General features: G+C 68.5%; 20 protein-coding genes and 1 tRNA gene. 7 read left to right on the forward strand and 14 right to left on the reverse strand.

What is annotated here, in order from left to right; translation table 11 throughout:
• Nucleotides 1-29 precede the first annotated feature (29 nt).
• Nucleotides 30-905, forward strand: coding sequence for a LysR family transcriptional regulator (locus ACSHV8_RS38660; protein WP_436524207.1), 876 nt, complete (start codon nucleotides 30-32; stop codon nucleotides 903-905).
• Between the two features lie 111 nt (nucleotides 906-1016).
• Here ACSHV8_RS38660 and ACSHV8_RS38665 read toward each other — a convergent pair whose 3' ends face one another.
• Entirely contained in the window at nucleotides 1017-5807 is a 4791-nt protein-coding gene (locus tag ACSHV8_RS38665) for an ExeM/NucH family extracellular endonuclease (RefSeq protein ID WP_436524209.1), read from the reverse strand.
• 350 nt (nucleotides 5808-6157) lie between these two features.
• On the opposite strand from ACSHV8_RS38665, the gene ACSHV8_RS38670 reads away from it, so the two are divergent.
• Both ACSHV8_RS38670 and ACSHV8_RS38675 read left to right on the forward strand, forming a co-directional pair.
• The gene (locus ACSHV8_RS38670) at nucleotides 6158-8290 is read left to right on the forward strand and encodes an MMPL family transporter (protein ID WP_436524211.1); all 2133 of its coding nucleotides are present in this window, start codon (nucleotides 6158-6160) and stop codon (nucleotides 8288-8290) included.
• 201 nt (nucleotides 8291-8491) lie between these two features.
• Nucleotides 8492-9493, forward strand: a complete 1002-nt coding sequence (locus ACSHV8_RS38675; RefSeq protein ID WP_436524213.1) for a hypothetical protein — start codon at nucleotides 8492-8494, stop codon at nucleotides 9491-9493.
• A 218-nt stretch (nucleotides 9494-9711) separates the two neighbouring features.
• On the opposite strand, the gene ACSHV8_RS38680 is transcribed toward ACSHV8_RS38675, so the two are convergent.
• Entirely contained in the window at nucleotides 9712-11316 is a 1605-nt protein-coding gene (locus ACSHV8_RS38680; protein ID WP_436524215.1) for a chitinase, read from the reverse strand.
• Between the two features lie 164 nt (nucleotides 11317-11480).
• On the opposite strand from ACSHV8_RS38680, the gene ACSHV8_RS38685 reads away from it, so the two are divergent.
• The gene (locus ACSHV8_RS38685) at nucleotides 11481-14489 is read left to right on the forward strand and encodes an EAL domain-containing protein (RefSeq protein ID WP_436524217.1); all 3009 of its coding nucleotides are present in this window, start codon (nucleotides 11481-11483) and stop codon (nucleotides 14487-14489) included.
• A gap of 74 nt (nucleotides 14490-14563) precedes the next feature.
• Here ACSHV8_RS38685 and ACSHV8_RS38690 read toward each other — a convergent pair whose 3' ends face one another.
• Genes ACSHV8_RS38690 through ACSHV8_RS38700 form a run of 3 tightly spaced genes read right to left on the reverse strand, consistent with a single transcriptional unit; the run spans nucleotide 14564 to nucleotide 16154 of the window.
• On the reverse strand, nucleotides 14564-15037 hold the full coding sequence (locus tag ACSHV8_RS38690; RefSeq protein ID WP_436524219.1) for a MarR family winged helix-turn-helix transcriptional regulator: 474 nt from the start codon (nucleotides 15035-15037) through the stop codon (nucleotides 14564-14566).
• On the reverse strand, nucleotides 15034-15501 hold the full coding sequence (locus ACSHV8_RS38695) for a dCMP deaminase (protein ID WP_436524221.1): 468 nt from the start codon (nucleotides 15499-15501) through the stop codon (nucleotides 15034-15036). Before ACSHV8_RS38695 ends, ACSHV8_RS38690 begins: the two co-directional genes overlap by 4 nt.
• Nucleotides 15498-16154: a GTP cyclohydrolase II gene (locus tag ACSHV8_RS38700; protein ID WP_436524222.1), complete on the reverse strand. Its 657-nt coding sequence runs from the start codon at nucleotides 16152-16154 to the stop codon at nucleotides 15498-15500. The genes ACSHV8_RS38695 and ACSHV8_RS38700 overlap by 4 nt, the downstream gene beginning before the upstream one ends.
• Before the next feature lie 296 nt (nucleotides 16155-16450).
• Here ACSHV8_RS38700 and ACSHV8_RS38705 point away from each other — a divergent pair, with 296 nt between their 5' ends.
• Nucleotides 16451-17476 carry an alpha/beta hydrolase fold domain-containing protein gene (locus tag ACSHV8_RS38705; RefSeq protein WP_436524223.1) on the forward strand — a complete coding sequence of 342 codons (1026 nt, stop codon included), beginning with the start codon at nucleotides 16451-16453 and terminating at the stop codon, nucleotides 17474-17476.
• Here the strand turns inward: ACSHV8_RS38705 and ACSHV8_RS38710 are convergent.
• The 9 genes from ACSHV8_RS38710 to ACSHV8_RS38750 all read right to left on the reverse strand — a co-directional run bounded on the left by ACSHV8_RS38710 (nucleotide 17427) and on the right by ACSHV8_RS38750 (nucleotide 22883).
• Nucleotides 17427-17663 (reverse strand): hypothetical protein, encoded by a 237-nt coding sequence (locus ACSHV8_RS38710; protein WP_436524225.1) that lies wholly within the window; start codon nucleotides 17661-17663, stop codon nucleotides 17427-17429. The two genes, ACSHV8_RS38705 and ACSHV8_RS38710, sit on opposite strands and share 50 nt — an antisense overlap.
• Before the next feature lie 91 nt (nucleotides 17664-17754).
• Nucleotides 17755-18561, reverse strand: coding sequence for a tyrosine-protein phosphatase (locus tag ACSHV8_RS38715; RefSeq protein ID WP_436524227.1), 807 nt, complete (start codon nucleotides 18559-18561; stop codon nucleotides 17755-17757).
• Between the two features lie 381 nt (nucleotides 18562-18942).
• Nucleotides 18943-19015: transfer RNA gene (locus ACSHV8_RS38720), tRNA-Arg, on the reverse strand.
• Between the two features lie 201 nt (nucleotides 19016-19216).
• The gene (locus ACSHV8_RS38725) at nucleotides 19217-19657 is read right to left on the reverse strand and encodes a contact-dependent growth inhibition system immunity protein (RefSeq protein ID WP_436524229.1); all 441 of its coding nucleotides are present in this window, start codon (nucleotides 19655-19657) and stop codon (nucleotides 19217-19219) included.
• 12 nt (nucleotides 19658-19669) lie between these two features.
• Complete coding sequence (locus tag ACSHV8_RS38730; RefSeq protein WP_436524231.1) at nucleotides 19670-19993, reverse strand: polymorphic toxin type 28 domain-containing protein; 324 nt, start codon at nucleotides 19991-19993, stop codon at nucleotides 19670-19672.
• Nucleotides 19994-20023: 30 nt separating this feature from the next.
• Entirely contained in the window at nucleotides 20024-20842 is an 819-nt protein-coding gene (locus ACSHV8_RS38735; protein WP_436524233.1) for a putative T7SS-secreted protein, read from the reverse strand.
• Nucleotides 20835-21161: a WXG100 family type VII secretion target gene (locus ACSHV8_RS38740; protein ID WP_436524235.1), complete on the reverse strand. Its 327-nt coding sequence runs from the start codon at nucleotides 21159-21161 to the stop codon at nucleotides 20835-20837. Before ACSHV8_RS38740 ends, ACSHV8_RS38735 begins: the two co-directional genes overlap by 8 nt.
• 119 nt (nucleotides 21162-21280) lie before the next feature.
• Nucleotides 21281-21682, reverse strand: coding sequence for a contact-dependent growth inhibition system immunity protein (locus tag ACSHV8_RS38745; protein WP_436524237.1), 402 nt, complete (start codon nucleotides 21680-21682; stop codon nucleotides 21281-21283).
• Between the two features lies 1 nt (nucleotide 21683).
• On the reverse strand, nucleotides 21684-22883 hold the full coding sequence (locus ACSHV8_RS38750) for a hypothetical protein (RefSeq protein WP_436524239.1): 1200 nt from the start codon (nucleotides 22881-22883) through the stop codon (nucleotides 21684-21686).
• 289 nt (nucleotides 22884-23172) lie between these two features.
• On the opposite strand from ACSHV8_RS38750, the gene ACSHV8_RS38755 reads away from it, so the two are divergent.
• Together ACSHV8_RS38755 and ACSHV8_RS38760 are read left to right on the forward strand one after the other, a co-directional pair.
• Nucleotides 23173-23676: a SigE family RNA polymerase sigma factor gene (locus ACSHV8_RS38755; RefSeq protein ID WP_436524241.1), complete on the forward strand. Its 504-nt coding sequence runs from the start codon at nucleotides 23173-23175 to the stop codon at nucleotides 23674-23676.
• A 9-nt stretch (nucleotides 23677-23685) separates the two neighbouring features.
• Nucleotides 23686-24879, forward strand: coding sequence for a hypothetical protein (locus tag ACSHV8_RS38760; RefSeq protein ID WP_436524243.1), 1194 nt, complete (start codon nucleotides 23686-23688; stop codon nucleotides 24877-24879).
• The last annotated feature ends 9 nt before the right edge of the window (nucleotides 24880-24888 follow it).

The raw sequence follows: 24888 nt of genomic DNA on the forward strand, positions 1-24888 counted from the left end.
AGTTCTTCTAGCTACTACAATTCCTACTCATGGATTTGCGGCAGCTGGAGTACTTCGTCGCGGTCGCCGAGACCGGCAGTTTCACCCGCGCCGCCGAACGGGTGCACATCACCCAGTCCGGGGTGAGTGCCCAGGTCAAAGCGTTGGAGCACGAGCTCGGGGCCGAGCTTTTCGTCCGCAGCGGGCGGACCGCCCGGCTCACCGACGCCGGTTCCGTCGCGCTGCGCCACGCCCGGGCCGCGCTCGACTCGACGCTTGACCTGCGCGACGCCATCGACGACGTGAAAGGCCTGGTCCGGGGGCGGCTGACGATCGGGATGGTGATCGGCTGCGAGGTCGCGCCGCTCTTCGACGCGCTCGCCGCCTTCCACGACGATCATCCGGGCATCGAGGTCGAGCTGACCGAGGCGAATTCGGATCAGCTCGTCGCCGGTGTCCGGGCCGGCGCGATCGACGTCGCTCTGGCCGGGCTGGCCGGCGAGCCGCCGGAACATCTCGCGTCGCACGTCATCGTCAGCGAGCCGCTCGTCGCGCTCACCTCCCCCGGCAGTGAGCTGGCGCGACGCGGCCGCCTGGCGATCACCGGGCTCACCTCGTACCCAATAATCTGTCTTCCGCAAGGCACCGGCATCCGTGACGTGCTCGACCGGGCCGGGATGGCCGGGCTCGGGCTGCGACCGCAGGTCGCACTCGTCGCGACGTCGCCGGAAACCGTCGCCGGCCTGGCCCGCCGGGGTCTCGGGGTGGCCATCCTGAGCGAGTCGATGGCCGCCGCCCACCCGGATCTGATCGCCGTCCCGATCGACGGCATCGAGATCCCGGCCCTGCTGGCCCTGGTCTGGGTCGAGCGCACGAGTCCGGCGCTCGCCGCCTTCCTCAAGCACTGCCGAGCCGCCTTCGGCTGACCCTCAAAAAACCATCAAAATCCGCTTACGGTACGGCCATAGCACCGCCCTGACATGCGGAAAGGCCCCCGCCGCGCTGATCGCGACGAGGGCCTCCCGGCCTGTCAGGTGTTACCGCGTGATCGTCCGGAAGTAGACCTTGGCGGCCGAGGTGTTACCGGCCTTGTCCACCCCCCAGTACGAGATCCGCAGGATGCCCGTCTTCACGCCGGTGACCCGGACGCTCCACGTGCTCCCGCTGAACGACGCGTTCACCACCTCAGCCTTGGCCAGGGCGGACGTCCGCGAGGACGCCTTGACCCACTTGCCGTGGCTGTAGTAGTACCAGTGGCTGCCCCGCTGCTCGGTCAGCTTGACCCGGACCGAGCGGACACCGAGACCGGTGTCGCTGACCGAGCCGGTGACCTTGGCCCACGAGGTCGCGCGGTTGGGGCCGCTCGGCACCTTCAGGGTGACCTTGGGCGCCCAGACGTCCTTGACGACCTTGACCGAACCGGCGGTCACGGTGGTGCCGGCGCCGACGCCGTTCACCGGGGTGACCTTGATGGTGTAGGTGCCGGCCTTGGTGTAGGTGTGCGCCACCGGCGTGTTGGCCGACGCGCTGCCGACGTAGCCGTCGCCCCAGCTGATCTTCACCGAGGTGCCGTTCACGCCGCTGACCCGCAGCGTGATCGACTGGGTGGCGTAGATCGAACCCCGGTCGACGCTGTACTTGCCGGTCTGGACGGCCGCCGTGACGGTACCGGCGGCGATCGGCGCGGACGCGTTGCCGGCCTTGTCGGTGATCGTCACCGTGACCGCGAACGTGCCGGCCTTGGCGTACTTGTGGGTGGCGGTCTTCGCGCCGGCCGCCAGCGTCTCCGCCGCGCTGCCGTCGCCCCAGTTGACCACCTGCGTGATCCCGGCGACGTCACTGTCGTCGGAGAGCGTCTTCTGGGTCAGGGTGACCGTCTGACCGGTCCAGATGCTCGCCGCGTTCACCGAGTAGGAGCCGGTCGGCGCGGTGGTGTCGGTCGGGGCCGGCACGTACACCTTGCTGCGGGGCGCGGTGACCGCGGTGATCGGCGTGTACTTGGCGAAGAAGTTGACCAGCATGGTCAGGTCGTTGTCGCCGGTGGTGGTCGCGCTCGGCTTGTTCAGGCCCAGGGAGGTGAAGTTGTCGCCACCCGCGGCGAGGAACGAGTTCATCGACACCCGGTACGAGCCGGCCGGGTCGAGGGTGACCCCGTTCAGCTTCAGCGTCGACGCGATGATGTGCGAGCCACGGGCCGCGGCCGGGTCGTACTCGTAGGTCAGGCCCTTCGACACACCCAGGTGCAGGATCGGCCGGGACGCGCCGTCCGGCTGCCACTGCTCCTCCAGCGCGCTCTTGATCTGCGCACCGGTCAGGGTCTTGGTGACCATGTCGTTGGCGAACGGCTGAACCGCGTACGCCTCCGAGTAGGTGATCACCCCGTCGTCACCGACCAGCAGGTCGTTACGCAGGCCACCCGGGTTCATGACGGCGATCTGCGCCCCACCCCGGCCGGCGTCGCTGGTCTGGTCGAGCTGCACGTCGGCGATGAAGTTGCCCATCACCGACTCCGAGCCACGGTCCTCGGTACCGGTCGCCGAGTAGGCCCGCTTGATGTCGGTCGTGATGTTGCCCAGGACCTTCTTGCCGAGTTCGGCCGAGTTGGTCTTGGCGGCGGCCACGATCCCGGCCACGGTCGGGTCCTCGGCGTAGCCCTTGACGTCGATCAGCTCGGCGGTCGAGCTGGTCACCGACTTGGTCACCGGGTCGTACGTGAGGTTCGCCCGGCCCAGACGCAGACCGTAGTCCTCGGCCTGCAGCACCGGACGGGTCTTGTCCGTTCCGGGGATCGGGATCTCGAACGCGTACGGCTGGTGCGTGTGGCCGCTGAAGATCGCGTCCACGTTCGCGTCGAGCCGCGTGAACGCGCCGAACACCTTGTCGCTCTGCAGCGCCTCGGCGGAGTTGATGTTCTCGGTGGCGGCGCCCTCGTGAGCGAGCACCACGACCACGTCCGCCTCGCCGTTCGACTCGTCGCCGTCGGACAGCTCGTCGGCCACCTTGTTCGCCTCGGCCACCGGGTCACGGAAGTCCAGACCCTTGACGCCGTCCGGGCTGACCATGTTCGGGGTCTCCAGCGTGACCACGCCGATGTAACCGACGCGCACGCCGCCCACGGTCTGCACCGAGTAGCCGGGCAGGATCCGCTTGTCGTCCTTGTAGACGTTCGCGGCCAGGTACGGGAAGTTGGCCTTCTGGTCCAGGTGGTTCAGCAGGTCGTCGGCGCCCTTGTCGAACTCGTGGTTGCCGACCGAGGAGACGCTCAGGCCACCGGCGTTCAGGGCGTCGAGCGTCGGGTCGTCGTTCGCGATCGACGAGACGAAGGTGGACGCGCCGACGAGGTCACCGGACGCGCTCCACAGCGTGTTCGGGTTCTCCCCGCGCAGCTTGTTGACCAGCCCGACGAGCTGCGCGGCGCCACCGTTACCGGCGGTCGGCTGCTCGATCCGGCCGTGGAAGTCGTTGATGCTCAGCAGCTGCAGGTCGATCGGCTTCGGCGCGCTGGTGTCCAGGCCGATCACGACCGGGTCGTGGTCGCTGGCCCGGTACGGGTCGGCGTTGTAGAACGGCGCGTAACCGTCGTACTCGAAGGCGTACGACTCGACCGAGTTGATGTTCCAGATGTCGACGCCGGTGACCCGGGAGGTCAGCGCCGGCGTGGTCAGCGCGTGGTCCAGCGAACCGGACTCGCCACCGAAGACGTACGAGTTCTTGCCCGGCGCCTTGGTGGTGTGCACGTCGGTGTAGCCCGCGCCGTAGAGGACCTGCATCGGGTCCTCCTGGGTGTAGGAGTTGAAGTCACCCAGCAGGATCACCTTGTCGGTGCCGCTGTCCTTCTCCACACCGTTGACGAACGACACCAGCGACGCGGCCTGACGCTTGCGGTCACCGTTGTACGGGCCCTGCCCGTCCCCACTGTCCACATTGTCGCCGGTCGGGGCGACCGAGGCGCTCTTCGACTTCAGGTGGTTGGCCACCACGGTGAAGTCGATGCTGCCGGAGGTGAAGGTCTGCGCGATCGGCTCACGCGCGTTCGACCACACGGTCTCGTCGTTGATCGACCGGGACGCGCCCTTGGGCGTGACCTTGGCCGGCTTGAAGATGATCGCCGTGGTGATGAAGTCCTGCTGGTCCGCGCCGGGCAGCTCGGCCGGCGTGCGGACGTAGTCCCACGTGCCCGCGCCGTCCTTCTCGTTCAGCGCGCCGACCAGCGTCTTCAGCGCCAGCTGGGGGTCGTTCGCCTCGAAGCGGACCGAGTTCTCGATCTCCATCAGCGCGACGACGTCGGCGTCCAGCGAGGAGATCGCCGTGACGATCTTCGTCTGCTGCTTGACCAGCGCGGCCGCGTCCTTGGCGCCACGGGCGTTGGCGTTCTGCGACGGGAAGTGCACGAAGTAGTTCAAGACGTTGAAGCTGGCCACCTTGATGTCGCCACCGACGGCCGCCGGCGCGGTGGTCCGCGGGTTGGCCGAGGTGAAGGTGGTCCGGTTCGCGGCCGGGGTCTCGGCGGTCACCACGGTGGTCGGCTCGAGCAGCCAGTCACCGTAGGAGTAGTCGAGCACGACCGGCCCGAACGAGGCGACCTTGTCGCCGGCCCGGATCGGCGCGTCCTTGCTGATGTACGGCGGCGCGATGCCGGCCGTGGACAGCGTGGTGGTCCGGCCGTCGTCGAGCAGGATGCGGCTCGCGCGGTTGGCCGCCTTGAGCGCGACCGCCTCGGCGCTGCCGGCCTTGGCCACGTCGGTCGGAACCTTGGCGACCTTGTCACCCGCGGTGAGGACGGCCTCGCCGTAGGAGGTCAGGTAGTACGGGTCCGAGACGGTGTAGTCACCGGCCGGGGAGACCAGCATGCCCTCGACCGACTCGCGGACCGCGTCGCTCGCCGGCAGGGCCAGCGGGGAGGCGGTCGGCACGGTCACGTCGTGCGCGCAGACCTGGGCGTCGGTCTTGGCCGCCAGGGTCAGCTCGGTCAGCGTGTTGAACTCGGTGACCGTGCCGGTCACCCGGACCTGGTCGCCGATCGCGATGTCGGGCAGGCTGGATCCGAAGACGAAGATCGCGTCGGACGCGACACCCTCGGCGGCGGTGTGGCTCGTGCCCGCGGTCTGGATGTAGAAGCCGCTGAAGCCGCCGGTGCGGTGGTCGGCGGTGACGACGCCCTCGACGGTGACCTTCGAGCCGGCCAGCGGGGAAGCCGCGCCGGTGCCCTGCACCTCGGCGATGGTGTTGGTCACCGCGGTGTCACACCCGACCGGGGTGCCCGGGTCGGTGGTGGCAGCCTTGTTCACACTGCCGAACGAGTTCTGCGCCGCGGCCAGCCAGGTGCCGTCGATCTTCTGCAGCGAGTAGCCGACCGGAGTGCTGTTCGACTCCGAGACGCCGATGTCGGTGCTGGTCAGACCCGCGGCCGGGGTGCCGGTGGCGCCGGTCATGGTGCCCTCGTAGCTGAGGAACTCGGCGACCGTGCCGTCCGGCTTCACCAGGGCCAGGCCGTCCGGGGCGCCGTTCTGGACGCCGTCCTTGCCCCAGGTCTGCACGTACACGCCGTTGGTGGCGACCATGCCGCTCAGAGGCTTGGTGTCGTAGACGCCGTTGCCGCTGCCGTTGTAGAGGGCGAGCGTCCAGCCGGTCGGGTCGAAATCGGCCGGAGCCTGGATCTCGACGGCCTCACCGGTGTCGTCGCCGACGTTGTCGTAGTGGATCTCGGAGATGAAGGGGATCTGGGCCTCGGCCGCGAACGCCGGCACGGAGAAGCCCAATCCCAGCGCGGTCGCGAGTGCCGCCGCGCCCAGGGCTCGGAGAGCCTGAGGGCTCGCAGCGGCGCTCACGCTGCGTAGATATGGACGCATGGAAACAGGTCCCCCTAGGGAAGTGAGTGCGCCGGAGCGTAGGTAGGTTCGGTGACGTTCTCTTCTCGCCCAGGTAACAGAAAGGGGTGCGGCCCACAAAGGACGGGGTTGAATCCACCTTTATCGACCCTTCGATGTGATCACAGTTGAGCATCGGACTCTCCACTACGGATTGTTACCTGTTGGCTGTCTATACAACGCGTAACGAAACGTCTGCGTCGCGACGGGACGCATACGGCCCGGCGCGGGTGTTTTGTGCCGGTTCTCAGGCCACCGAAAAGTAGGCCGATTACGTGGGTCGACCCCGCCTCACCGTGCAAGGAGCAACCGTGGCGACCCTGCTGTACCGGCTCGGCCGGCTGTCCTATCGGCGACGCCGTCTGACCCTGGCCGTCTGGGCACTGGTCCTCGCGCTCATCGGGATCGGCGCGGCCACCCTCTCCGGGCCGACCACCGGCGCGTTCTCCATCCCGGGAACCGAGTCGCAGCGCGCCATGGAGCTGCTGGCCGAGAAGTTCGGCGGCGGCTCGGACAACGCCAGTGCCAAGGTCGTCTTCACCGCTCCGGCCGGTTCGACGCTCACCGCCGACCAGCAGAAGTCCGCGGTCGAGGCCGTCGTCGCCGCGCTCGCCGGGGTACCGCAGGTGTCCGCGGTCGCCGACCCGTACGAGGCGAAGACGGTCTCGGAGGACGCGCGGACCGCGTACGCGACGGTCACCTACTCGGTGCCGGCCACCGCGGTCACCGACGCGGGCCGCGACGCGCTCTTCGCCGCCGGGGACACCGCGAAGTCGGCCGGGCTCGGCGTCGAGTACTCCGGCGAGTCCACCCAGTCGGCCGAGGGCGGGCACTCCAGCGAGGCGATCGGCATCGTGATCGCCGCGATGGTCCTGGTCGTCACGTTCGGCTCGCTCGTCGCGGCCGGCCTGCCGCTGCTCACCGCCATGATCGGGGTCGGTCTCGGGATGGGCGGCATCCAGATCGCCACCGGATTCTTCGACCTGTCGTCGTCCACATCGGCGCTGGCCACCATGCTCGGCCTGGCCGTCGGCATCGACTACGCGCTCTTCCTGGTCTCCCGCTTCCGGCACGAACTGGCCAACGGCCACGACGGCGAGGAGGCGGCCGGTCGCGCCACCGGGACCGCCGGTTCGGCCGTGGTCTTCGCCGGCCTGACCGTGGTGATCGCCCTGGCCGCGCTCAGCGTCACCGGCATCCCGTTCCTGACCGCGATGGGCCTGGCCGCCGCCGGAACCGTGGCCGGGGCCGTGGTCATCACGCTGACGCTGGTCCCCGCGGTCATCGGCTTCGCCGGCCGCCGGATCATGCCGAAGAAGGCGCCGGTCCGGGACCGGGTCTCGTTCGGCGAGCGCTGGGCCCGCAACGTGCTCCGATACCGCTGGGCCGCGCTCGTCGTCGCGCTCGCGCTGATCGTCACCGCCGCCGTCCCGGTCTTCCACCTGCGCCTGTCGCTGCCCGACGACAGCACCGCGTCGGTCACGTCGACTCAGCGCAAGGCCTACGACCAGCTCGCCGCCGGCTTCGGTGCGGGCTTCAACGGGCCACTGATCGTGGTCGCGACCGGCTCGTTCGACGAGGCACGTCAGGCCATCGCCAAGCTGACCGACGTCGTCCTGGTCACCGAGCCCGTCCTCGACCGGGCCGGGGACGTGGCGATGCTCACCGTCATCCCGAAGAGCGCGCCGACCAGCGAGGCGACCAAGGGCCTGGTGAAATCGATCCGCGATCTGCCCCTTCCGGTGCAGGTCACCGGGACGACCGCGGTCAACATCGACGTCTCCGACAAGCTGACCGCGGCGCTGATCCCGTACCTCGCAATTGTTGTGGGTCTTGCCTTTGTGCTGCTCATGCTGGTCTTCCGCAGTCTGCTGGTGCCGCTCAAGGCGACGGTCGGCTTCCTGCTCAGCGTCGTCGCCGCGTTCGGCGCGCTGACCTGGGTCTTCCAGGAGGGCCACCTGGCCGGCTGGTTCGGCGTCGAATCGACCGGGCCGCTGGTCAGCATCATGCCGATCTTCCTCATCGGCATCCTGTTCGGACTGGCCATGGACTACGAGGTCTTCCTGGTCACCCGCACCCGCGAGGAGTACGTGCACGGTGCCGCCCCGAACGAAGCGGTCATCGCCGGCATGAAACACGGCGCCCGCGTCGTCACGGCCGCCGCGCTCATCATGATCAGCGTGTTCGCCGGCTTCATCCTGGCCGACGACACGATCATCAAGTCCCTCGGTTTCGCCCTGTCCTTCGGCGTCGCGGTCGACGCCTTCCTGGTCCGGATGACCATCGTCCCGGCAGTGTTGTCGCTGCTCGGACGCTCGGCGTGGTGGCTGCCGGCCTGGCTCGACCGCCTGCTGCCCAACGTCGACGTGGAGGGCGAGGGCCTCACCCGGCAGCTCGCCGAAACCCCCCGGGGCGAGGATCGCGAATTGCTCCCGGCCGCCTGATTAATTTTCCCGTACGGCCGGAGCCGCCGCGCCAGGCGCATTCGCGCAGCTCACCAGCGGCGGCTCCGGCCCGGCGCCGATGATCATCGGTTCGGCTCCGCAGGTGAACCTAAAAGTATGAGATCAGGTGCTAGGTAGGTTTAGTCCGTTCTGTCACGGTAAGGAGGGTTTTGGGGAAGAAGTAAACGAAGGGACATCGCAATGCAGAAGACCATGCGCCTCGTGGCGCTGGCCGGCTTCGGCATGCTGGCCGGGATGACGGCGGCCGCCGCCCCCGCCCAGGCCACGCCCGCCAACAGCAACACCACAGCCCAGCAGAACCCGTGGAACGACGACGAAGTCGTCGGCTACTACCGCGACTTCTGGTCCTGCCAGCGCGCCGGCCTCGTCGGCGAACGCTTCCGCGCCTGGGGCGACCACGACTGCGAAAAAGTCCGCTGGGGCTTCCGCCGCGGCGCCTGGGCCCTCATCGTCGACCAGAACGACTGGGACAGCCGCTGGGACAACCGCTGGCGGCCGGGCTCCTGGCCGGCCGGCTGGCCGAACCGGCCGCAATGGCCCGGACAGGGGCGGCCGGACCGCCCGGGGCCGCACGGTCCCGGCGGCAACGGCCCGCACGGCCCGGGCGGGAATGGCCCGGGTGGGAACGGACCTCACGGGCCCGGCGGCAACGGACCCGGCGGGAACGGCCCCCACGGACCCGGCGGCAGCGGACCCGGCGGCAACGGGCCTGGCGGTAACGGCCCCAGTGGTCCCGGTGGCAACGGCCCTCACGGTCCTGGGGGCAATGGGCCCAGCGGTCCCGGCGGTAACGGGCCCAACGGCCCTGGAGGCAACGGCCCTAGCGGCCCCAATGGCCCGACTCGCCCTGACCGCCCGAACAACGGCGGCCCGAACAGCGGCGGCCCCAGCAACGGCGGCCCGAGCAGCGGAAACCCGGGCGGGGGCAACCCCGGCGGCGGTGGCCCGAACAGTGGCGGACCCAGCGGGGGCAACCCGGGCGGGGGCAACCCCGGCGGCGGAAACCCGGGCGGCGGACCGAACAGCGGCGGGCCCAGCGGCGGAAACCCCGGCGGCGGCCCGAACAGCGGAAACCCGGGCGGGGGCAACCCCGGCGGCGGGCCCAGCGGCGGCGGTCCGGGCGGCGGCCCGAACAACGGCGGCCCCGGCGGCGGCCCGTCCCGCCCCCACAGCACCAACTAGCTAGATCAACAACCCATCCCGTTGATCATGAAGGTCGGCCCGCAGATAAAGCCCACCCTCCCAAAGGGGGGCCACCTCCACACCACTGATTATCGCGGAAAAGCGGAAGATCCCGCCCACCCCCTGTGGACAACCACCCCCTGTGGACAACCGGCATTCGATCAGCAGAAACGCGATACAACGGAGTGCGGGCGGGCCCACCAAAGGCCCGCCCCGCCTCAGTTGACCACCGGCTCCCCAGGAACGTTGAACAGCGCCGCCCAGGGCGACGACGGATCGACCGGGTAATCGGTGACGGGCGCGTCCCCCTTGGTCGTCCACCGCGCCTCGTAGGGCATGCCGTCGAACGCCACCCGATCCCCGCGGTGGTATTCGGTCGACGGGTTCCAGGCCACCGTTACCCCGCTCACCAGTGGGCTGGGTGACGGCCGGGTGTCTCCTGGTGTGACCGGCCCGATCACCGACCACGGGCTGGGTGTCCCTCCGCTGTCGTCGGCCGACGGGTCGGATCCGGTGTTGGACCATTTGGCCTGGTAGACGACCCCGTGCCAGACCACCTTGTATCCGCCGACGTATTGTGCGGTCAGCCGCCACACCGGGTACGGGCTGGTCGCCGGATCATCGACGGTGGCCTGCTGGTCGGGGATCTGCACCGCGTCTCGTCCGGTGCTGCCGACGGCGGTCCCCGGTAGTCCGGCGAAGACTTTCGAGAAGGCCAGCGCCGCCTGGTCCACCCCGCTGCACGTGTTGGAGTGCACGACCACGTTGGTGAAGGTTCCTTTGCAGCGTGAGTCCCGGTTCAGCGACCACATCGACACGCGTCCGAGCCCTTTGTCCACCGCGAACCGGGCGAGTCCTTCGGCGTTCTCGACGGTGAACCGTTCGGTGTCCACGTCGTTCTGCCCGATCATCGGGGTGGCGCCGATTCTGGACCACACGTCGGCCGAGTTGAGTTGCACGCCGAGCCGCAGGTACAGGTCGGTGAGCTGTTTGTGGGTGCCGTTGAGGGCGCTGGTGGCCAGGTCGAGCATGTCCGGGCCGGACCCGCTCGATCCGTAGTCCATGGTCATGATGTTGACGCCGCGCAGCGTGACGCCGCCTTCCAGGGTGGTGCGGACCGCGGCGACGCCGTCGGCGGTCAGGCCTTGCGGGGTGACCGGCACGGTCAGCCAGATGGCCAGTGGTTTGCCGGCCGCCTGGCGTTCGGCCTGGATTGTTTTCAGCGCGGTGGCCCGGCGTTGCAGGGAGGCCTGGTCGGCCAGGGCGGTCCCTTCGACGTCCAGGTCGAGGGTGGCCAGGTCGTAGCGTTTGACCAGCTGACGGTACGCGTCGGTGAGCCGGGCCTGGTCTGCGCAGGCGACTGCGAGTTCGCGATTGGTCAGACCGCCGACGCTGAGCATGACGTCGCCGCCGGCCGCGCGCAGCTGGCTGATCCGGCGGTCGAGTTCCAGGGAGGCCGCGGCCTCGTCGAGCGTGTAGGCACCTCCCCAGCTGGGGGCGCAGCCGTCGTTGGGGTCGGCCACGACGAAGGCCAGCGCCACGTCGTTGGCCGGGTTGGCGTCGGGGTCCTGGAATTCGAAGGTCGGTGTGAGTGTGACGTCGACGTACGGGACCGCCCACGATTTCACCCGGGTCCCGGCGTCGCGGTAGCGCATGACGGCGGCGGCGCTGCCGGCTCCGACGGTGCCGACGACCAGGATCAGGAACAGCACCCGGAGCCAGGAGAGTTTTTCGACCGGTTGTTCCGGTTCCTGCCAGTTCGGGTCGGCCAGCGGGTCGTCGTCCGGCCGCACGGTCGGTGGGGTGGTGCGGTCGGTCGGCATCAGCGTTCTCCTTCGTCGGAGTCCTGTTCTCCCGATCGGCAAAAGCTCCGCCGAATCAAGGGCCGTCCGGTTTCACCAGGGAAAACCCTTCATGCCGCACCCCAAATGCTCCGATGGAGAGGTGACTGGTCTCACGATTCGACGACGAGGTGGAGGGCGGCCACATGGAGCGCAATTCGGTGCCCCGGCTACGGCTGGACGGCCGGCGCCAGTGGGGAGCGGACCGCCGGTCGGATCCGCATCCGATCGTTCCGCCGACGATCTCGGAGGGGCGGATCGCTCGCGGCCGTCTGGCGATCGTGCTGACCATCGCGGTCTGGGCCGGCTACATCGCGTACACGATCTTCGAGCAGTTCGTCGTCGGCAAGGCCGACACCGCGCGGCGGGCGGTCGAGGCGATCGTCTACATGCTGGTCATCACCGGTCTGGTGGCGTCCGCGATGGCGTATCTGATCACCCGGATCGGCTACTTCTATCGCAGCCGGGCGCACCAGCGCGCGCCGCGGATCGTGCTCGACGCGTTCCTGGCCAAGCCGCGGACGCCGACGGTGACCGTGCTGGTGCCGTCGTACCAGGAGGACGAGCGGGTCATCCGGACGACACTGCTCTCCGCGGCCCTGCAGGAATACCCTGGCCTGCGCGTGGTGCTGCTGATCGACGACCCGCAGACGCCGCGGAACCGGGCCGCCCGGGACCTGCTGCTCTCCGCACGTCGCCTGCCCGCCGCGATCGAGGGCGAGTTGTCCGCGCCCTTCGGGAGGATCCAGTCGGCGTACGACCGTTTCGAGCGCTCGCTCGGCGAGCGTGGCCAGCGGGCCGGTACCACCGATGACATGCGCGAGTTGGCCGCCGAGTACCGGGCCGCGACCGAGTGGCTGACCGGCCTCGGCGAGCGTCAGGAGATGGTCGACCACACGGACCGGTTCTTCGTCGACCACATCGTCGGCGCGCTCGGCGACGACCTGGCGACGATCGGCGAGGCCCTGGAGCGGGGCGCCGAGGAGAACGCGACCCTGCCGGTGGCCCGGCTGGTGCAGTTGTACAGCCGGCTGCTGGCGATCTTCGACGCGCAGGTGACGAGCTTCGAGCGCAAGAGGTACGTGTCGTTGTCGCACGAGCCCAACAAGGCGATGAACCTGAACAGTTACATCGGCCTGATGGGCGGCAGCTATCAGCAGGTCAGCACGCCGCTCGGGATCGCGCTGGTGGAGTCCGGCGCCGGCCGGGGCGAGTTGACCGTGCCGAACCCGGACTACGTGCTCACCCTGGACGCCGACAGTGTGCTGATGCCGGATTACTGCCTGCGGCTGGTGCACCTGATGGAGCAGGGCGCTTACTCGGCGGTGGCGGTGGCGCAGACGCCGTACAGCGCGTTTCCCGGGGCGGCGACCCGGATCGAGCGGATCTCCGGGGCGACCACCGATCTGCAGCACATCGTGCATCAGGGGATGACCCAGTACGGCGCCACTTTCTGGGTGGGGGCCAACGCCGTACTGCGGAAGAAAGCTCTTGATGACATCTGTCAGGTGGCCTATGAGGGTGACTGGTCGATAAAGCGTTACATCCAGGACCGGACGGTCATCGAGGACACCGAGTCGACAATCGACCTCGGGGTGCACGGCTGGACACTGCACAACTATCCCGAACGGCTGGCCTACAGCGCGACGCCGCCGGATTTCGGGTCGCTCTGCATTCAGCGGCAGCGCTGGGCGAATGGCGGTCTGCTGATCCTGTCGCGTCTGAAGGATCAGTTCCGGGCGCGGATCGGGCGCGGGCAGAAGAACCGTTTCGGCGAGCTGTTCCTGCGGGTCAACTACATGGCCTCGATCTTCTGGAGCTCGATCTGCCTGGTCGTCATGCTGGTCTACCCGTTCAACAGCGACCTGCTCAACCCGGTTCTGCTGCTGGTGTCGGTGCCCTATTTCATGATGATGGCGGCCGATCTGCGGGCCAGCGGTTACAAGCGCGTGGACGTGCTGCGCATCTACGGCTTCAACCTGATCCTGTTGCCGGTCAACCTGTCCGGGAGCATCGCCTCGCTGCTGCAATTGCTGACCGGGGAGAAGAGCCAGTTCAAACGTACGCCGAAGGTCCGCGACCGGACCACGACGGCGACGTTCTACCTGCTGGCGCCGCTCGCGCTGGCCGCGCTCTGCGCCTATACGGTGATCCGGGACGTGCGGTTCCACTTCTGGAACAACCTGGCGTTCGCCGGCATCAATCTGGTCCTCACGACGTACGCCATCGTGGCCTTTGTCGGTGTCGGCAACACCGTCGTCGACCTTTTCGCGCACTTGCGCGCCTGGCTCTATCGCCCGGTCTCGCCCCGGCGGCGGGTGCGGAGCACCGCGTCGGCGCCGGCCCCGGCGGTGACCGGCGGCGGCGCGATCGGCGACTGGGCGTCGGTGCTGCACTACGGCGGTGAGCGCGGCGCGGCCGGCCTGGTCGCGGTCCGTTCCGGCCAGCCGCAGACCGGCCGCCGCCCGGCCGTCGCGAATGCGTCGCACTCGTTCCAGGAGTTCAATTTCTTCACCGTCTTCCAGCCGATCTTCGAGCTGGAGTCCGGTGCGGTGGTCGGCTACGAGGCGCTCACCCGGTTCGCCGACGGCACGTCCCCGCAGGGCGGGCTGGCCACCGCGCAGGACCAGGGCCTGCACATCGATCTGGACGCGGCACTGATCCGGGCCGCGCTGGCCTCGGCCGTGGCGCTGCCGGCCGGCACCTGGCTGGGCCTGAACGTCTCGCCCGACCTGCTGCGCCGTCCGGACGAGCTGACGTCGCTGCTGGACGAGTCGGACCGCCCGCTGATCCTGGAGATACCCAGCCCGGAGCAGGCCGATCTGGAACGGCTGCCGTCCGGTTTCCGGTTCGCCATCGACGACGCCGGTGCGGGCTACGACACCCTGGCCAAGATGGAGTCGCTGCGCCCGGCCATCCTCAAGCTCGGCCCGGCCTCGCTGGCCGGTGTCGAGACGGAGAACGCGCGTCAGGTGGCGATCCGCACGCTCGTCGACTTCGCCGCGGCCAACGACTGCACGGTGATCGCCGAGGGGATCGAGACCGCCGGCCAGCGGGACGCGCTGGTCGCCTGCGGTGTGCGCCACGGGCAGGGCTTCTACCTGGGTCGACCGGTCCCGCTGGAACGGGCGCTGGCCGACGCGGCCGGCCGCTGACCGCGGACGGCAGAGGGGGCCGTGATCCGCGAACCGCGGGTCCCGGCCCTATTTCCGTACCCCAAATAGGCTTTTCAGCCTGCGGCGGCCGGAAGGATCTTGGCGGTGATCTCGCGCAGCTGATCAACTTCGGTCGGCGTCAGCCGATCGAAGATCAGTCGCCGGACCTCGGCCACGTGGCCGGGCGCGGCGGACTCAAGAACGGACATCCCGGCGTCGGTCAGCCAGGCGATCTGCCCCCGCTTGTCGAACGCGCACGCCTTCCGCGCCACCCAGCCCCGCTGCTCCAGGCTGGCCACGGCATGCGACAGGCGGCTGGTGGTGGTGCCGACCAGACGGGCGAGATCGGTCATCCGCATCGAGCGACCCGGCTCGGCGCTGAGCATGGCGAGAATCTGGTAGTACGCGTGCGGGATGCCGGCGTCGTCACGGAGCTGCCGGTCGAGCGCGCTGGGCAGCAGCATCAGCAGCTGGGTGAGGTTCAGCCAGGTGGCCATCTCGGGGCGGCTGAGCCAGCGGGTCTCGGTCACGACGGCATCCTGGGTCATGTCGTTTGCATCCCCATGACGTGCGCGTTGATATCCCGCACGGCCTCGCCCAGGTCGGCGATCTCGATGACCTCGACACCGTGCCCGAGCAGCGTCTCCACGCCCGTGCAGTCGGCGAAGTGCAGCGGCTCGCGCAGCGCCAGCACCACCCGGCGGATGCCCGAGGCCAGGATCAGCTCGGTGCACGAGACCGGGCGGGACTTGCGGGTCGTGCACGGTTCGAGCGAGGTGTAGAGGGTGGCGCCGAGCAGGTTCAGCCCGCGGCCGGCCAGCTTGGCCAGCGCCTCCTCCTCGGCGTGGAAGTGCGGGTCGGTCTCCCCGGTGTAGCCGGTGGCCATCGGGTTGCCGGACGGGCCGACGATGACCGCGCCGACGGCGTAATGCGTCGGCGACGGCGGGGACAGCCGGGACAGGTCGATGGCGGATCGCGTCCAGAAACGGTCAGCCTCGGTGAAGAGCGTCATGCGGCACCGGTCAGGTCGAGGGTGTGCGCGGTGTGATCGCGCTTGGCAGCAAGGTACCGGGCGTTCGCTGCGGACAGATGAACGCCCGTCCGGATCTGTTCGGTCACTTCGATCCCGAAATCGGCCAGTTGCCCGGCCTTGTCGGGATTGTTGCTCAGCAGCCGGATCCGCTCGGCCCCGAGGGCCTGCAGCATCTGAGCGGCGGCCGTGTAGTCCCGCTCGTCCTCGGCATGACCAAGAGCAAGATTCGCCTGGTACGTGTCCAGGCCGGTGTCCTGCAACGCATACGCGTCCAGCTTGGCGTAGAGGCCGATCCCGCGACCCTCCTGGCGCAGGTAGAGCAGGATCCCGCCGGCCTCGGTGATCCGTTCGGCGGCCTCGCGCAACTGCGGGCCGCAGTCGCAGCGCTGGCTGCCGAAGACGTCACCGGTGAGGCATTCGCTGTGCGGCCGGACCAGGGGGTTCGTCGCGTTCTTCCAGTCACCGAGCCCGAGTGCGAGGTGCTCGCGCCCGTCGGCCAGGCCGATGAAGGTGAACACCTCCGCGGTGGTGCGGTAGCCGTCCGGGAACTCCAGCGGCACCGTGACCCGCGTGCGGATCCGAGCCGCCGATGGCTTCACCCGCGCCGTCCCCTCGCCGATCGTCACCGTCATCGCAGCCCCCATGGTTGTTGAAGTTTCACCAACACTATTCGCCGGTTGCTCTTGAAACTTCAACAAGCTGAGGAGTGGGTTACATCACGACCACCTCGGCTGTTGTAGCCCAGCATCCACCGGACGGCTTGCCACGACGTACTCATCGGGTTGCGAGACCGGTTCGCCCGCTTCGTCCGTACGGCGAAATGAGGTAGCCGGGCCGGGGGATTCCGCGAGTCGATCGCATCGAGGATCGTGGGGTTGTCACCGTAGGTGACCATCGGGTCGACACCGAGGACACCCGGGAGGCCACCTTGCTCAACCGCACGCACTCCCGCGTCCTCGCGATGGCCGCGCTGCTGGTGACCACGCTGGTCACCGTGGTCGCGGCCGGACTGCCGACCTCGGCCGCCACACGCCCGCCGAGAGTTTTCCGCAACCTCGCGTACGGTCCGGCCGAGCCCGCCGGGACCCGGGGGCACCTGCTCGACCTCTACCTGCCCGCGGAACCGGCCGCGACGCCGTACCCACTCCTGATCGTCATGGGTGGCAGCGGCTGGAAAGCCGACGACGGCAAGGGGTATGCCCCGGCGCTCGTCCCTTACTTCACCGCGCACGGCTTCGTCGTCGCCGGCGTCTCCACCCGCTCCAGCTACCAGATCAAGTTCCCCGGCCAGGTGCAGGACGTGCAGGCCGCGATCGGCTGGCTGCGGGCCAACGCGAACCGGTTCGAGTTCGACCCGGGACGGATCGCCGTGCTCGGCGACTCCTCCGGCGGCTGGACCGCTCTGATGGCCGGCTTCACCGGCACCGGCGTCCAAGCCGTGGTCGACCTTTACGCCCCGATCGACTTCCTGCGGATGGACCCGGACATGCTGCCCGGCGCGTGCGCCTCGTTCAACCGCGCCTTCCATCTCTCCGCGTGCCACGCCGACGTCGACTCGCCGGAGTCGGCGCTGCTGGGCTGCCCGATCGAAACCTGCCCGGACCGGGTCGCCCAGGCCAACCCGCTGTTCCGGGTGAGCTCGGACGCCCCGCCGGTCCTGATCATCCACGGCGTCCAGGACGGGCTCGTCCCGCTCCGGCAGAGCCGGCTGCTCTTCGACACGCTGGCCGCGGCCTCCGTCCCGACGACCTTCTACACGGTCCCCGGCGTCGGCCACAGCCGCGACATCGTCTCCGCACGGGCGGCCCGGGCCACGGTCCGCCACGCGGGAACACCGCTGACGCGGAACTTCGCCCATCCGACGTACGGAATGATCGAAGCCTTCCTGCGGTCGGCCTTCGTCCTCACTCGACAAACGGCGCCGGTCCCGTCCCGGTCAGCACTTCCCCGTTGACCCGGGCCGTGCCGCTGCGGCCGTTGTTCAGCTTGATCGTCACGGTCTTGCCCTCAAGCCGCTCATCCTCGAGCAGGCAGGTGCCGACCCAGCCGCCCTCGTCGGTGAGCCAGAGCTCGACGGCTGTCCGGAAACTGTCCAGCTCTTCGCTGCTGATCTCGGCCGGCCCGGTGTAGGAGTCGCTCATGACCGACATCCTTCCTGCCGCGCGCCGTCGTCGGTAGACCCGCCCGCCGGTACGCCTTTCCCCGACGGGCCGTTGCTCACCGCGCTTCTGCTCAGTCCGCAGCAATGACGAACGATTGCGCGAGATCGTCCAGCTGTTTCTCGTCGAGACCGGCCCAGAGCGCCCACTCCCGGAACGACCCGTAGGCGTCACGGACGTTGGCCAGCAACTCCCGCATCGTCGCCCCGTCCACCAGGCTGGTGTCATTGTCGAGCCGGGTCTCGTCGGCCCGGTACAGCGGATTCTGCTTCAACCGGTGCGAGACCTCGGTGGCCCGCAAATTACTGGCCAGATAGTCGTCGACGATCAGATCCTCGTCGACACCGGCCAGCGCGAGCAGCGCGGCCGCGATGATCCCGGTCCGGTCCCGCCCGGCGGCACAGTGGAACAGCACCGGAATGTCGTCGCCGACGCTGGAGATGATCGCCTCGATCGCCCCGGAGATGATCGGCGCCCGCTCGGTCAGATACGAAAGATAAAGGCTCGCGACCGCCTTCGGATTGCCGACCGGGAACGGCTCGGCGCCGATCCGCCCACTCGGAATCACCGGGTGCAGAGCCGTCCGCACCGCCGGAAACAGCCGGCTGTCGGAAAGACCGTCACCACCGGCCTCTTCCGGAGTGCGCAGGTCGATGATGAGGCCGACCTCGAGCTTGCCGAAAAGAATGCGACGGTCTTCCGTCGTCAGAAAATCGAGCGAATCCGCCCGGTAGATGATTCCGCGCTTCGTCACCGAATCGGGACCGGCCGGGATCCCACCGAGGTCACGCACGTTGAATGCGCCCGTCAGCGTGACATCGCGGTCAAATCCATCGTCCGGCCGGGTGTGCGATTCGTCCCGGATGTGGTCACTCGGCATTCGGCGCTCCGTAACACGGCGTGGGTGGTCATTCCTGACGTCAAGACTATCTCACGGCCGGGCAAGGTACGCCTCGCCTTCATCTGCGGCTGACGTCCACTTCTCCGCTGCGGTATGGCGTCCGAATGTAGGATGGCCAGGGACGGATGACCTGGACATTCGTTTCCGGAAACTGGTTAATTAATTGTTTCCCAGGATCTCGAAATCATTAATTCGGCTCCGCCGACGGGGCGACATCCCGATCATCGACGGCCTGAATAAGTTGCGGAAATATCAGCCGCTCGAACATCTGTGCCGTTAGTCCTCGGTCAGGCGTCCCCACACGCTGAGCAACACAGCGCGTGGAGACGTCCAAGCCAGCGTTTACGCTGGTCAGTGCGGTGCCCCCGGCAGGAATCGAACCTGCGACCTGCGGTTTAGGAAACCGTCGCTCTATCCCCTGAGCTACGAGGGCGCAAGTCGTGATCCTACCCGACCAGCGGTGACCACCCGCACCCGATAACGCCCACTCGTGACCAGCCGTGTTGCAGCCGGGGCGATCCGGCCGTCGGACCGCATCTGGAGCAACGTGATCACCGCGCGGCGGATCTAACGGCCACCCGGCCCCAACACCGACCACCCTTGCCTACCGGTGACCACGCGTCTCCGAGCAACGTCAGAGCACACCCTGCGACGGCGACGGAGGTTTCGTCGGTGCACCTTCACGGAACGCGGTGAGATCAGCAACAAGCTTACTGTCATCGATCTCATCCAGATCGATCCCGGCTACTACGGCATGCAGGCGCGTCAACTCATCCGGATGAGCGTCCCAATACTCCGCCGGGGTCCGGCGCACGACGGCCGACAGCAGATCCCCCGGGTAAAAGTCGCCCTCGGCGAGTGGATCACGCTCCAGAACGACGAGTGCTTCAGGTACCAACACCGGTACGCCCACTTGCTGGCCGAGCATGATCCTCAGATCCTCGACGTCCAGCTTGCTGATCGGTTTGCGCCGCAACTGGTGGACCGTGGCAATGAGCCTGGTCGCGTCGGCCGGCGCATCACCCCAGGCGTCACCCTCAATTTCCTCGAGCGACTGTTCGCGGGCGTCCGTCATGGCACCTCTCCCTCATTCGGCGACACGAGGCAGGAACTGTTCAGAGTGATCAAGAAGGCGGCTGGCCTCGCCCAACTCGTCCTGCGCAGCCAAACGTTGCTCGTCCGACAATCGGCTGTCGTTGACCAGGCGCTTCAACTGGTGAATCCGATTGACCAGACCTTGCTGTGCGTTGCTGACCTCATCAATATGATTCCACGGCGTGCCGGTCGACTTGCGGGCCACCACCTCTCCGTTGAGTTCCCGCCGTGCTCCTTCGAGGTCCTTAGGAGTGAGATGCTCCTTCAGACGGTCGGTCTTGCGGGGCACCTTTCGTGACGGCTGACCGCTCTGCATAGGCGAGACCGAGTCGTCACTCGCGGCGTGCTACATCAGCGATGCACCAGCCGCGGTGGTCATGGTGGCGCCAGTAGCCAAGCCCGCAGCCGAGACGACGTTGAGCGGAACTCCAACGACTGCACCTGCACCTGTTGCGTCGAGTGCGACGCCGAGGCCTTCTCCTCCGGAACTCAGGAGCATCAGCCCGATGCCAGCTGCCGCCGTTGCCACGTCGCCCGGATGGTGGATCACCGCGTTGCCCATCGAGGCCAAAGTGTTGACCACGTCGGCACCGACGTCTTTGAGGAAGTCCCCCGCGTCATCCAGCCAGGACGACTTCTCGGGCGCTGCGGCCGCCTCGTTGTTCAGGAAGCTCGCCGCTTGGCTGCCGGCGTTGCTGACCTGCTCTCGCGCGGAGCCGAGGACATCCCGCGCAGCTTGCCGCCCTGGTTCCCCGGCGTCCACGAACGGCGGGACCTCCTGACCGGGAGCCGCCTGCGCGATCGCCTGGTCATGGTCCTGCCGGGCCTGATTCGTGCGGCCTTCAGCCTCGTTCCAGAGGCGGATCGCCTCTCCGGCCTGTTTCTGCGCCCACTCGAGCACATCGGCGTAGGTCGACAACGCGTCGGCTGCCGTCTGCAGCGAGCTGGCCGCGTCGAACCACTTATTGGGTTCGTAGCTAAACTTTTCGCGGAACGCGTCCCCGGATTGGCCGACCCAGGCGCCGGTGTCAATGTCGATCAAGCCGTCGCCCACTGCTTCAGCGCTGGTCGCACGGACTCGAAATGCACCTACGTTGGCACGGACTGTGGCGAGGTCGCCTGGAACGAGTTCCGTCGCGCTTTGCGTCTCGCCGAGCTCAGTCACCGGTGACCTGCGTTCCAGGGTCACCACGCAGGCTTGCCGCGTTGGCGTTGTCGACAGCTCGATAGGCCGTCGCTGCTCGTCCGAGGATGTCGCTGACCTCCTTGGCATCCTCTACCAGTAGATCGAGCCCGTCGTTCCAGCGGTCGCAGAAGTGCTTCACTGCTCGATGAACGCTGACGTCCCCGTAGGCCTCTGGCCCGGCGTAGACGTCTTTGAGCTGGCGTTTCTCCTGATCATTGACGCTGCGCGCGATGCCGCCGCTGGCCTGCTCCAGCGACTCGATGTCGACATGAAATCCAGGACCGTCCATGAATTTCATCCTGCACGACCGCCGCCACCCGCGACAGCTGACACCGCCAGGCAAATCACGGCGAGCGAACGCTGCCCTCAAATCGCGCAGCGTCGCCCCCGGGACGATCCGGCCGCCGGGAACACCGATCAGCCCTCGCCGGCCGATCGAAAGTCGCCCAGGACCGCCCGCAGCTCATCAACCTCGACCTCGTCCAAGTCGACGGCGGCGATCACCGCGTCCAGCCGACCCGACTCCCCTGGATACCCAGCCCAGTAGTCCGCCGGTACCCGCCGCAACACCACGCTCAGCAGATCCCCTGGATAAAAATCCCCTTCGGCCAGCGGGTCCCGTTCGAGAATGTCGAGCGCCAACGGCACCAACACCGCCACCCCCACCCGCTGGCCGATCAGCACCCGCAGATCTTCGACCGCAAGCGTCCCGATCGCCTTACGGCGCAGTTCATGGACCGTGGAAATGAGCCTGGTCGCACCCGCCGGCGCATCGCCCCAGGCATCACCCTCGATCGCTTCCAGGGACCGCTCGCGCATCCTACGGAGAGGCCGTCCACACCAGGCTGAGGTAGACGCCGTACCCGGCCGAAACCACCGTCAGCAGCGCGATCACCACAACCGCCACCGTCCGGCGTCCCTTCGCCAGCCCGGCCGCGATCGGCAGCAGCAGCGGGAACGCCGGGATCAGCAACCGCGCTTTCGAGTTGTAGTAGCTGTCCCCGAAGAACGACATGGCCAGGATCGCCGCCGAGTAGACCGTCAGCTGCCACGGCGCCCGATCGGTGGCCAGCACGACCAGCAGCGCGATGGCCACCAGAACGACCAGCGCCACCACATACAACGCGAGCGCCGACGGCTTGGTCAGCAGCGTGTGCGTCGTCTTGATCGTGAACTGGCCGAAGTCGTACGACATCTTCCAGGCTTCGTTCTGGACGTAGAAATAGCCGTCGGCCCGGCCCAGCCGGTGCCCCACCCAGGCGAAATATCCGACGAAACCGATCGGCGCGACGGCACCGGCCACCCACGGCCGCCACCCGTCCCGGCGTTGCACAATGGCGATCAGCGCGGCGATTCCCAGAACGGCGATCAGCGCGGATCCGGTCGGGCGGGTGAACCCGGCCAGCATGCACAGCAGACCGGCGATGATCCAGTTCCGCCGGATCAGCGCGAACAGCGACCACGCGGCCAGCGCGGTGAACAGCGTCTCGGTGTAGCCCATGGATTCGACGAACGCGTGCGGAAGCACCGCCCACAGCCCGGCGAGCAGGATTCCGGTGCCGCGGTCGCGCAGGTGCGCGCCGATCGCGTAGAGACCCCAGGCGGCGGCCAGCCCGGCCAGCCCGGAGACCACGATCCCGGCCGCGTCGGCGCCGCCCGGCAGCACCGGGTCGACCGCCGCGACCAGCCCCGGGAAGAGCGGGAAGAACGCGAGGTTGGTGGTCGCCAGCGCCCCGTTGGCCTTCAGCGGGATGGCGGCGTCGTAGCCGTGTTGCACGATCCCCGCGTACCAGATCGCGTCATAACCACCCAGAAGCTTCAGCAGACTGCGGTGCTCCTCGGCGGCGAACCACCACGCGACGACGATGCCGACGAGACGCAGACCCGCGTAGAGCGCGATGGCCGGCCAGGCCGCGGCGAGGCCGAACCCGGGCGAGGCCGGGGCGGCGTCCGACGAGGGCGACTCCGGCGCGTTCCTGCTGTCGACGTTCCGCGGCTGCGGGCCGAGAGTGAGCCTCACGGTCTCCCCCGGGTCCGAGCCCGTTTGCGATGCCTGCACTTCTTGGCTCCCGTGATCGGTGGGGCGGCGCTGAAGTTTACTGATCGCGACCGCCGCCTGCGAGAGCAACCCGGCCACCCAAAAACATCAAAGACCAACAATTTGCGCGTACGGCGTGAAGGTCCCCGAAGATCCACGCGCGCAACGGGAGCGCGTCTCAAGAAATCGGCAAACTGGTCGCGACGGCATGACAACCGGACACTCGGCCGGATGCGTCTGAGGGGTGATGAATCGAAGGAAGGCGGGCGCCATGCGGGATGGCTCGGAGAAGGAGTACATCGAGTACGTCACAGCGCGCCTACCCGCGCTGAGACGGCTCGCGTTTCTCCTCGCCGGTGACGATCACCGGGCCGACGACCTGGTGCAGCAGACGATCACCACGCTGTTCCTCAAGTGGCGAAGAGCGAGCGCCGCCGAGCACCTGGACGCCTATGTGCGAACCATGCTGGTCCGGACGTTCGTGGACGAGCGCCGGCGGCAGTGGGCCCGGGTGCTGCTGTTCCGGCACGCGCCCGAGCCACCCCCGGTCGAGCCCGACGGGTTCGAGGATCGCCAGCTCGTCCGCGCCGCCCTGGCCCGGCTGCCACGGCGCCAGCAGGCCGTGCTCGTCCTCCGGTACTTCTACGACCTGCCGGTCGAGGAGGTCGCGACAACTCTCGGCTGCTCCACCGGAACGGTCAAGAGCCACGCCTCCCGTGGACTCGCCACTCTGCGACGCCTGCTCGGCGAGCCGGAACTCGCCGCCACGACCTGAGGAGCCGACATGCCATCCGACTTCGACCTGCTGCGCCCGCTCGACACCGAGCCACGCTCGCCCTCCACCGTGGACATCGCGTTGGCGATCTCGACCGCGCGCCGCAAGCGGGCGGTTCGTGGTGCAGGCTATGCGGGTGCCGCCGCGCTCACCGTGGCCGCCGTCGCCGGCGGCATGATGATCAGCTCGCCACGGGCGACCATTCCGTTGCCACCGGCGGCCTCAGCGACAGCGGCGACCGCCGCGAACGCTCCCACGAGCTGCGTGATCGAGCGGATGCCGGTGCCGAATGCCGCGCCCTCGGCCCTGATCTTCGGCAGCGACCCGACCGGGAAGTTCTTCGTGGGCCGGTCCAGTCCGAAGGGCGGCGGATCCCAGGCGATCATCTGGCACGACGGCGTGGCCCGGGAGGTTGCGCTGCCCGGCGACACCGAGGAGCAGCTGACCGATGTGAACACGAGTGGCACCGCGGTCGGCTGGAGCTACGTCGCGGAGAACACCCCGATGCCGTTCGTCTATCGCAACGGCAAGGTCGACCAGTTGCCCGGCACCCAGGGCGCTTCGGCGTATGCGATCAACGACAAGGGCGAGGTCGCCGGCGACGACGGCGTTCACCCGCTGCTCTGGGCCACCTCGTCGTCGTATCCGACGCGGCTGCCCGTCCCGGAGGGCACCCAGTCGGCGACGGCGGTCGACATCGACGAGGACGGCACCGTGATCGGCACCCTCGACAACAAGGTGCCCTATGTGTGGTTGCCGGACGGCACCCACCACGCGCTGCCCATGCCCGACCTGGGCGGCAAGCAGCTCGAAGGCCGGCTCTTCCACATCCGCCAAGGCTGGGTCAACGGGGTGGTGAACGAGGGCGGCGCCGGTTCGGCCGCCTCCGGGGCGAAGAAGGCGCAGGGTGCGGTCCAGGCGGCCCGCTGGAATCTGCGCACCGGGAAGGTGACGCTCGTCGACCGGATCGACAAGGGCGCGTTCGGGGTGAACGCGTTGGGCTGGCAGACCGGGATCGGTCCCGAGGGCGGTGCCAAGCTGCTGGCCGACGACCGGGTGATCTCGCTGCCGGGCCTGGCCCCGGCCCGCGGCGACCAGTTGGCCGACATCGCCTACACGCTCAGCGACGACGGCCGAACCGCCGCCGGCCAGTCCGACGACGCCAACGACGAGATTCAGCCGGTGATCTGGCACTGCAAGTGAGTCCGCGCC

Source organism: Actinoplanes sp. HUAS TT8 (assembly GCF_051380535.1).
In the GTDB taxonomy this organism is placed as follows: domain Bacteria; phylum Actinomycetota; class Actinomycetes; order Mycobacteriales; family Micromonosporaceae; genus Actinoplanes.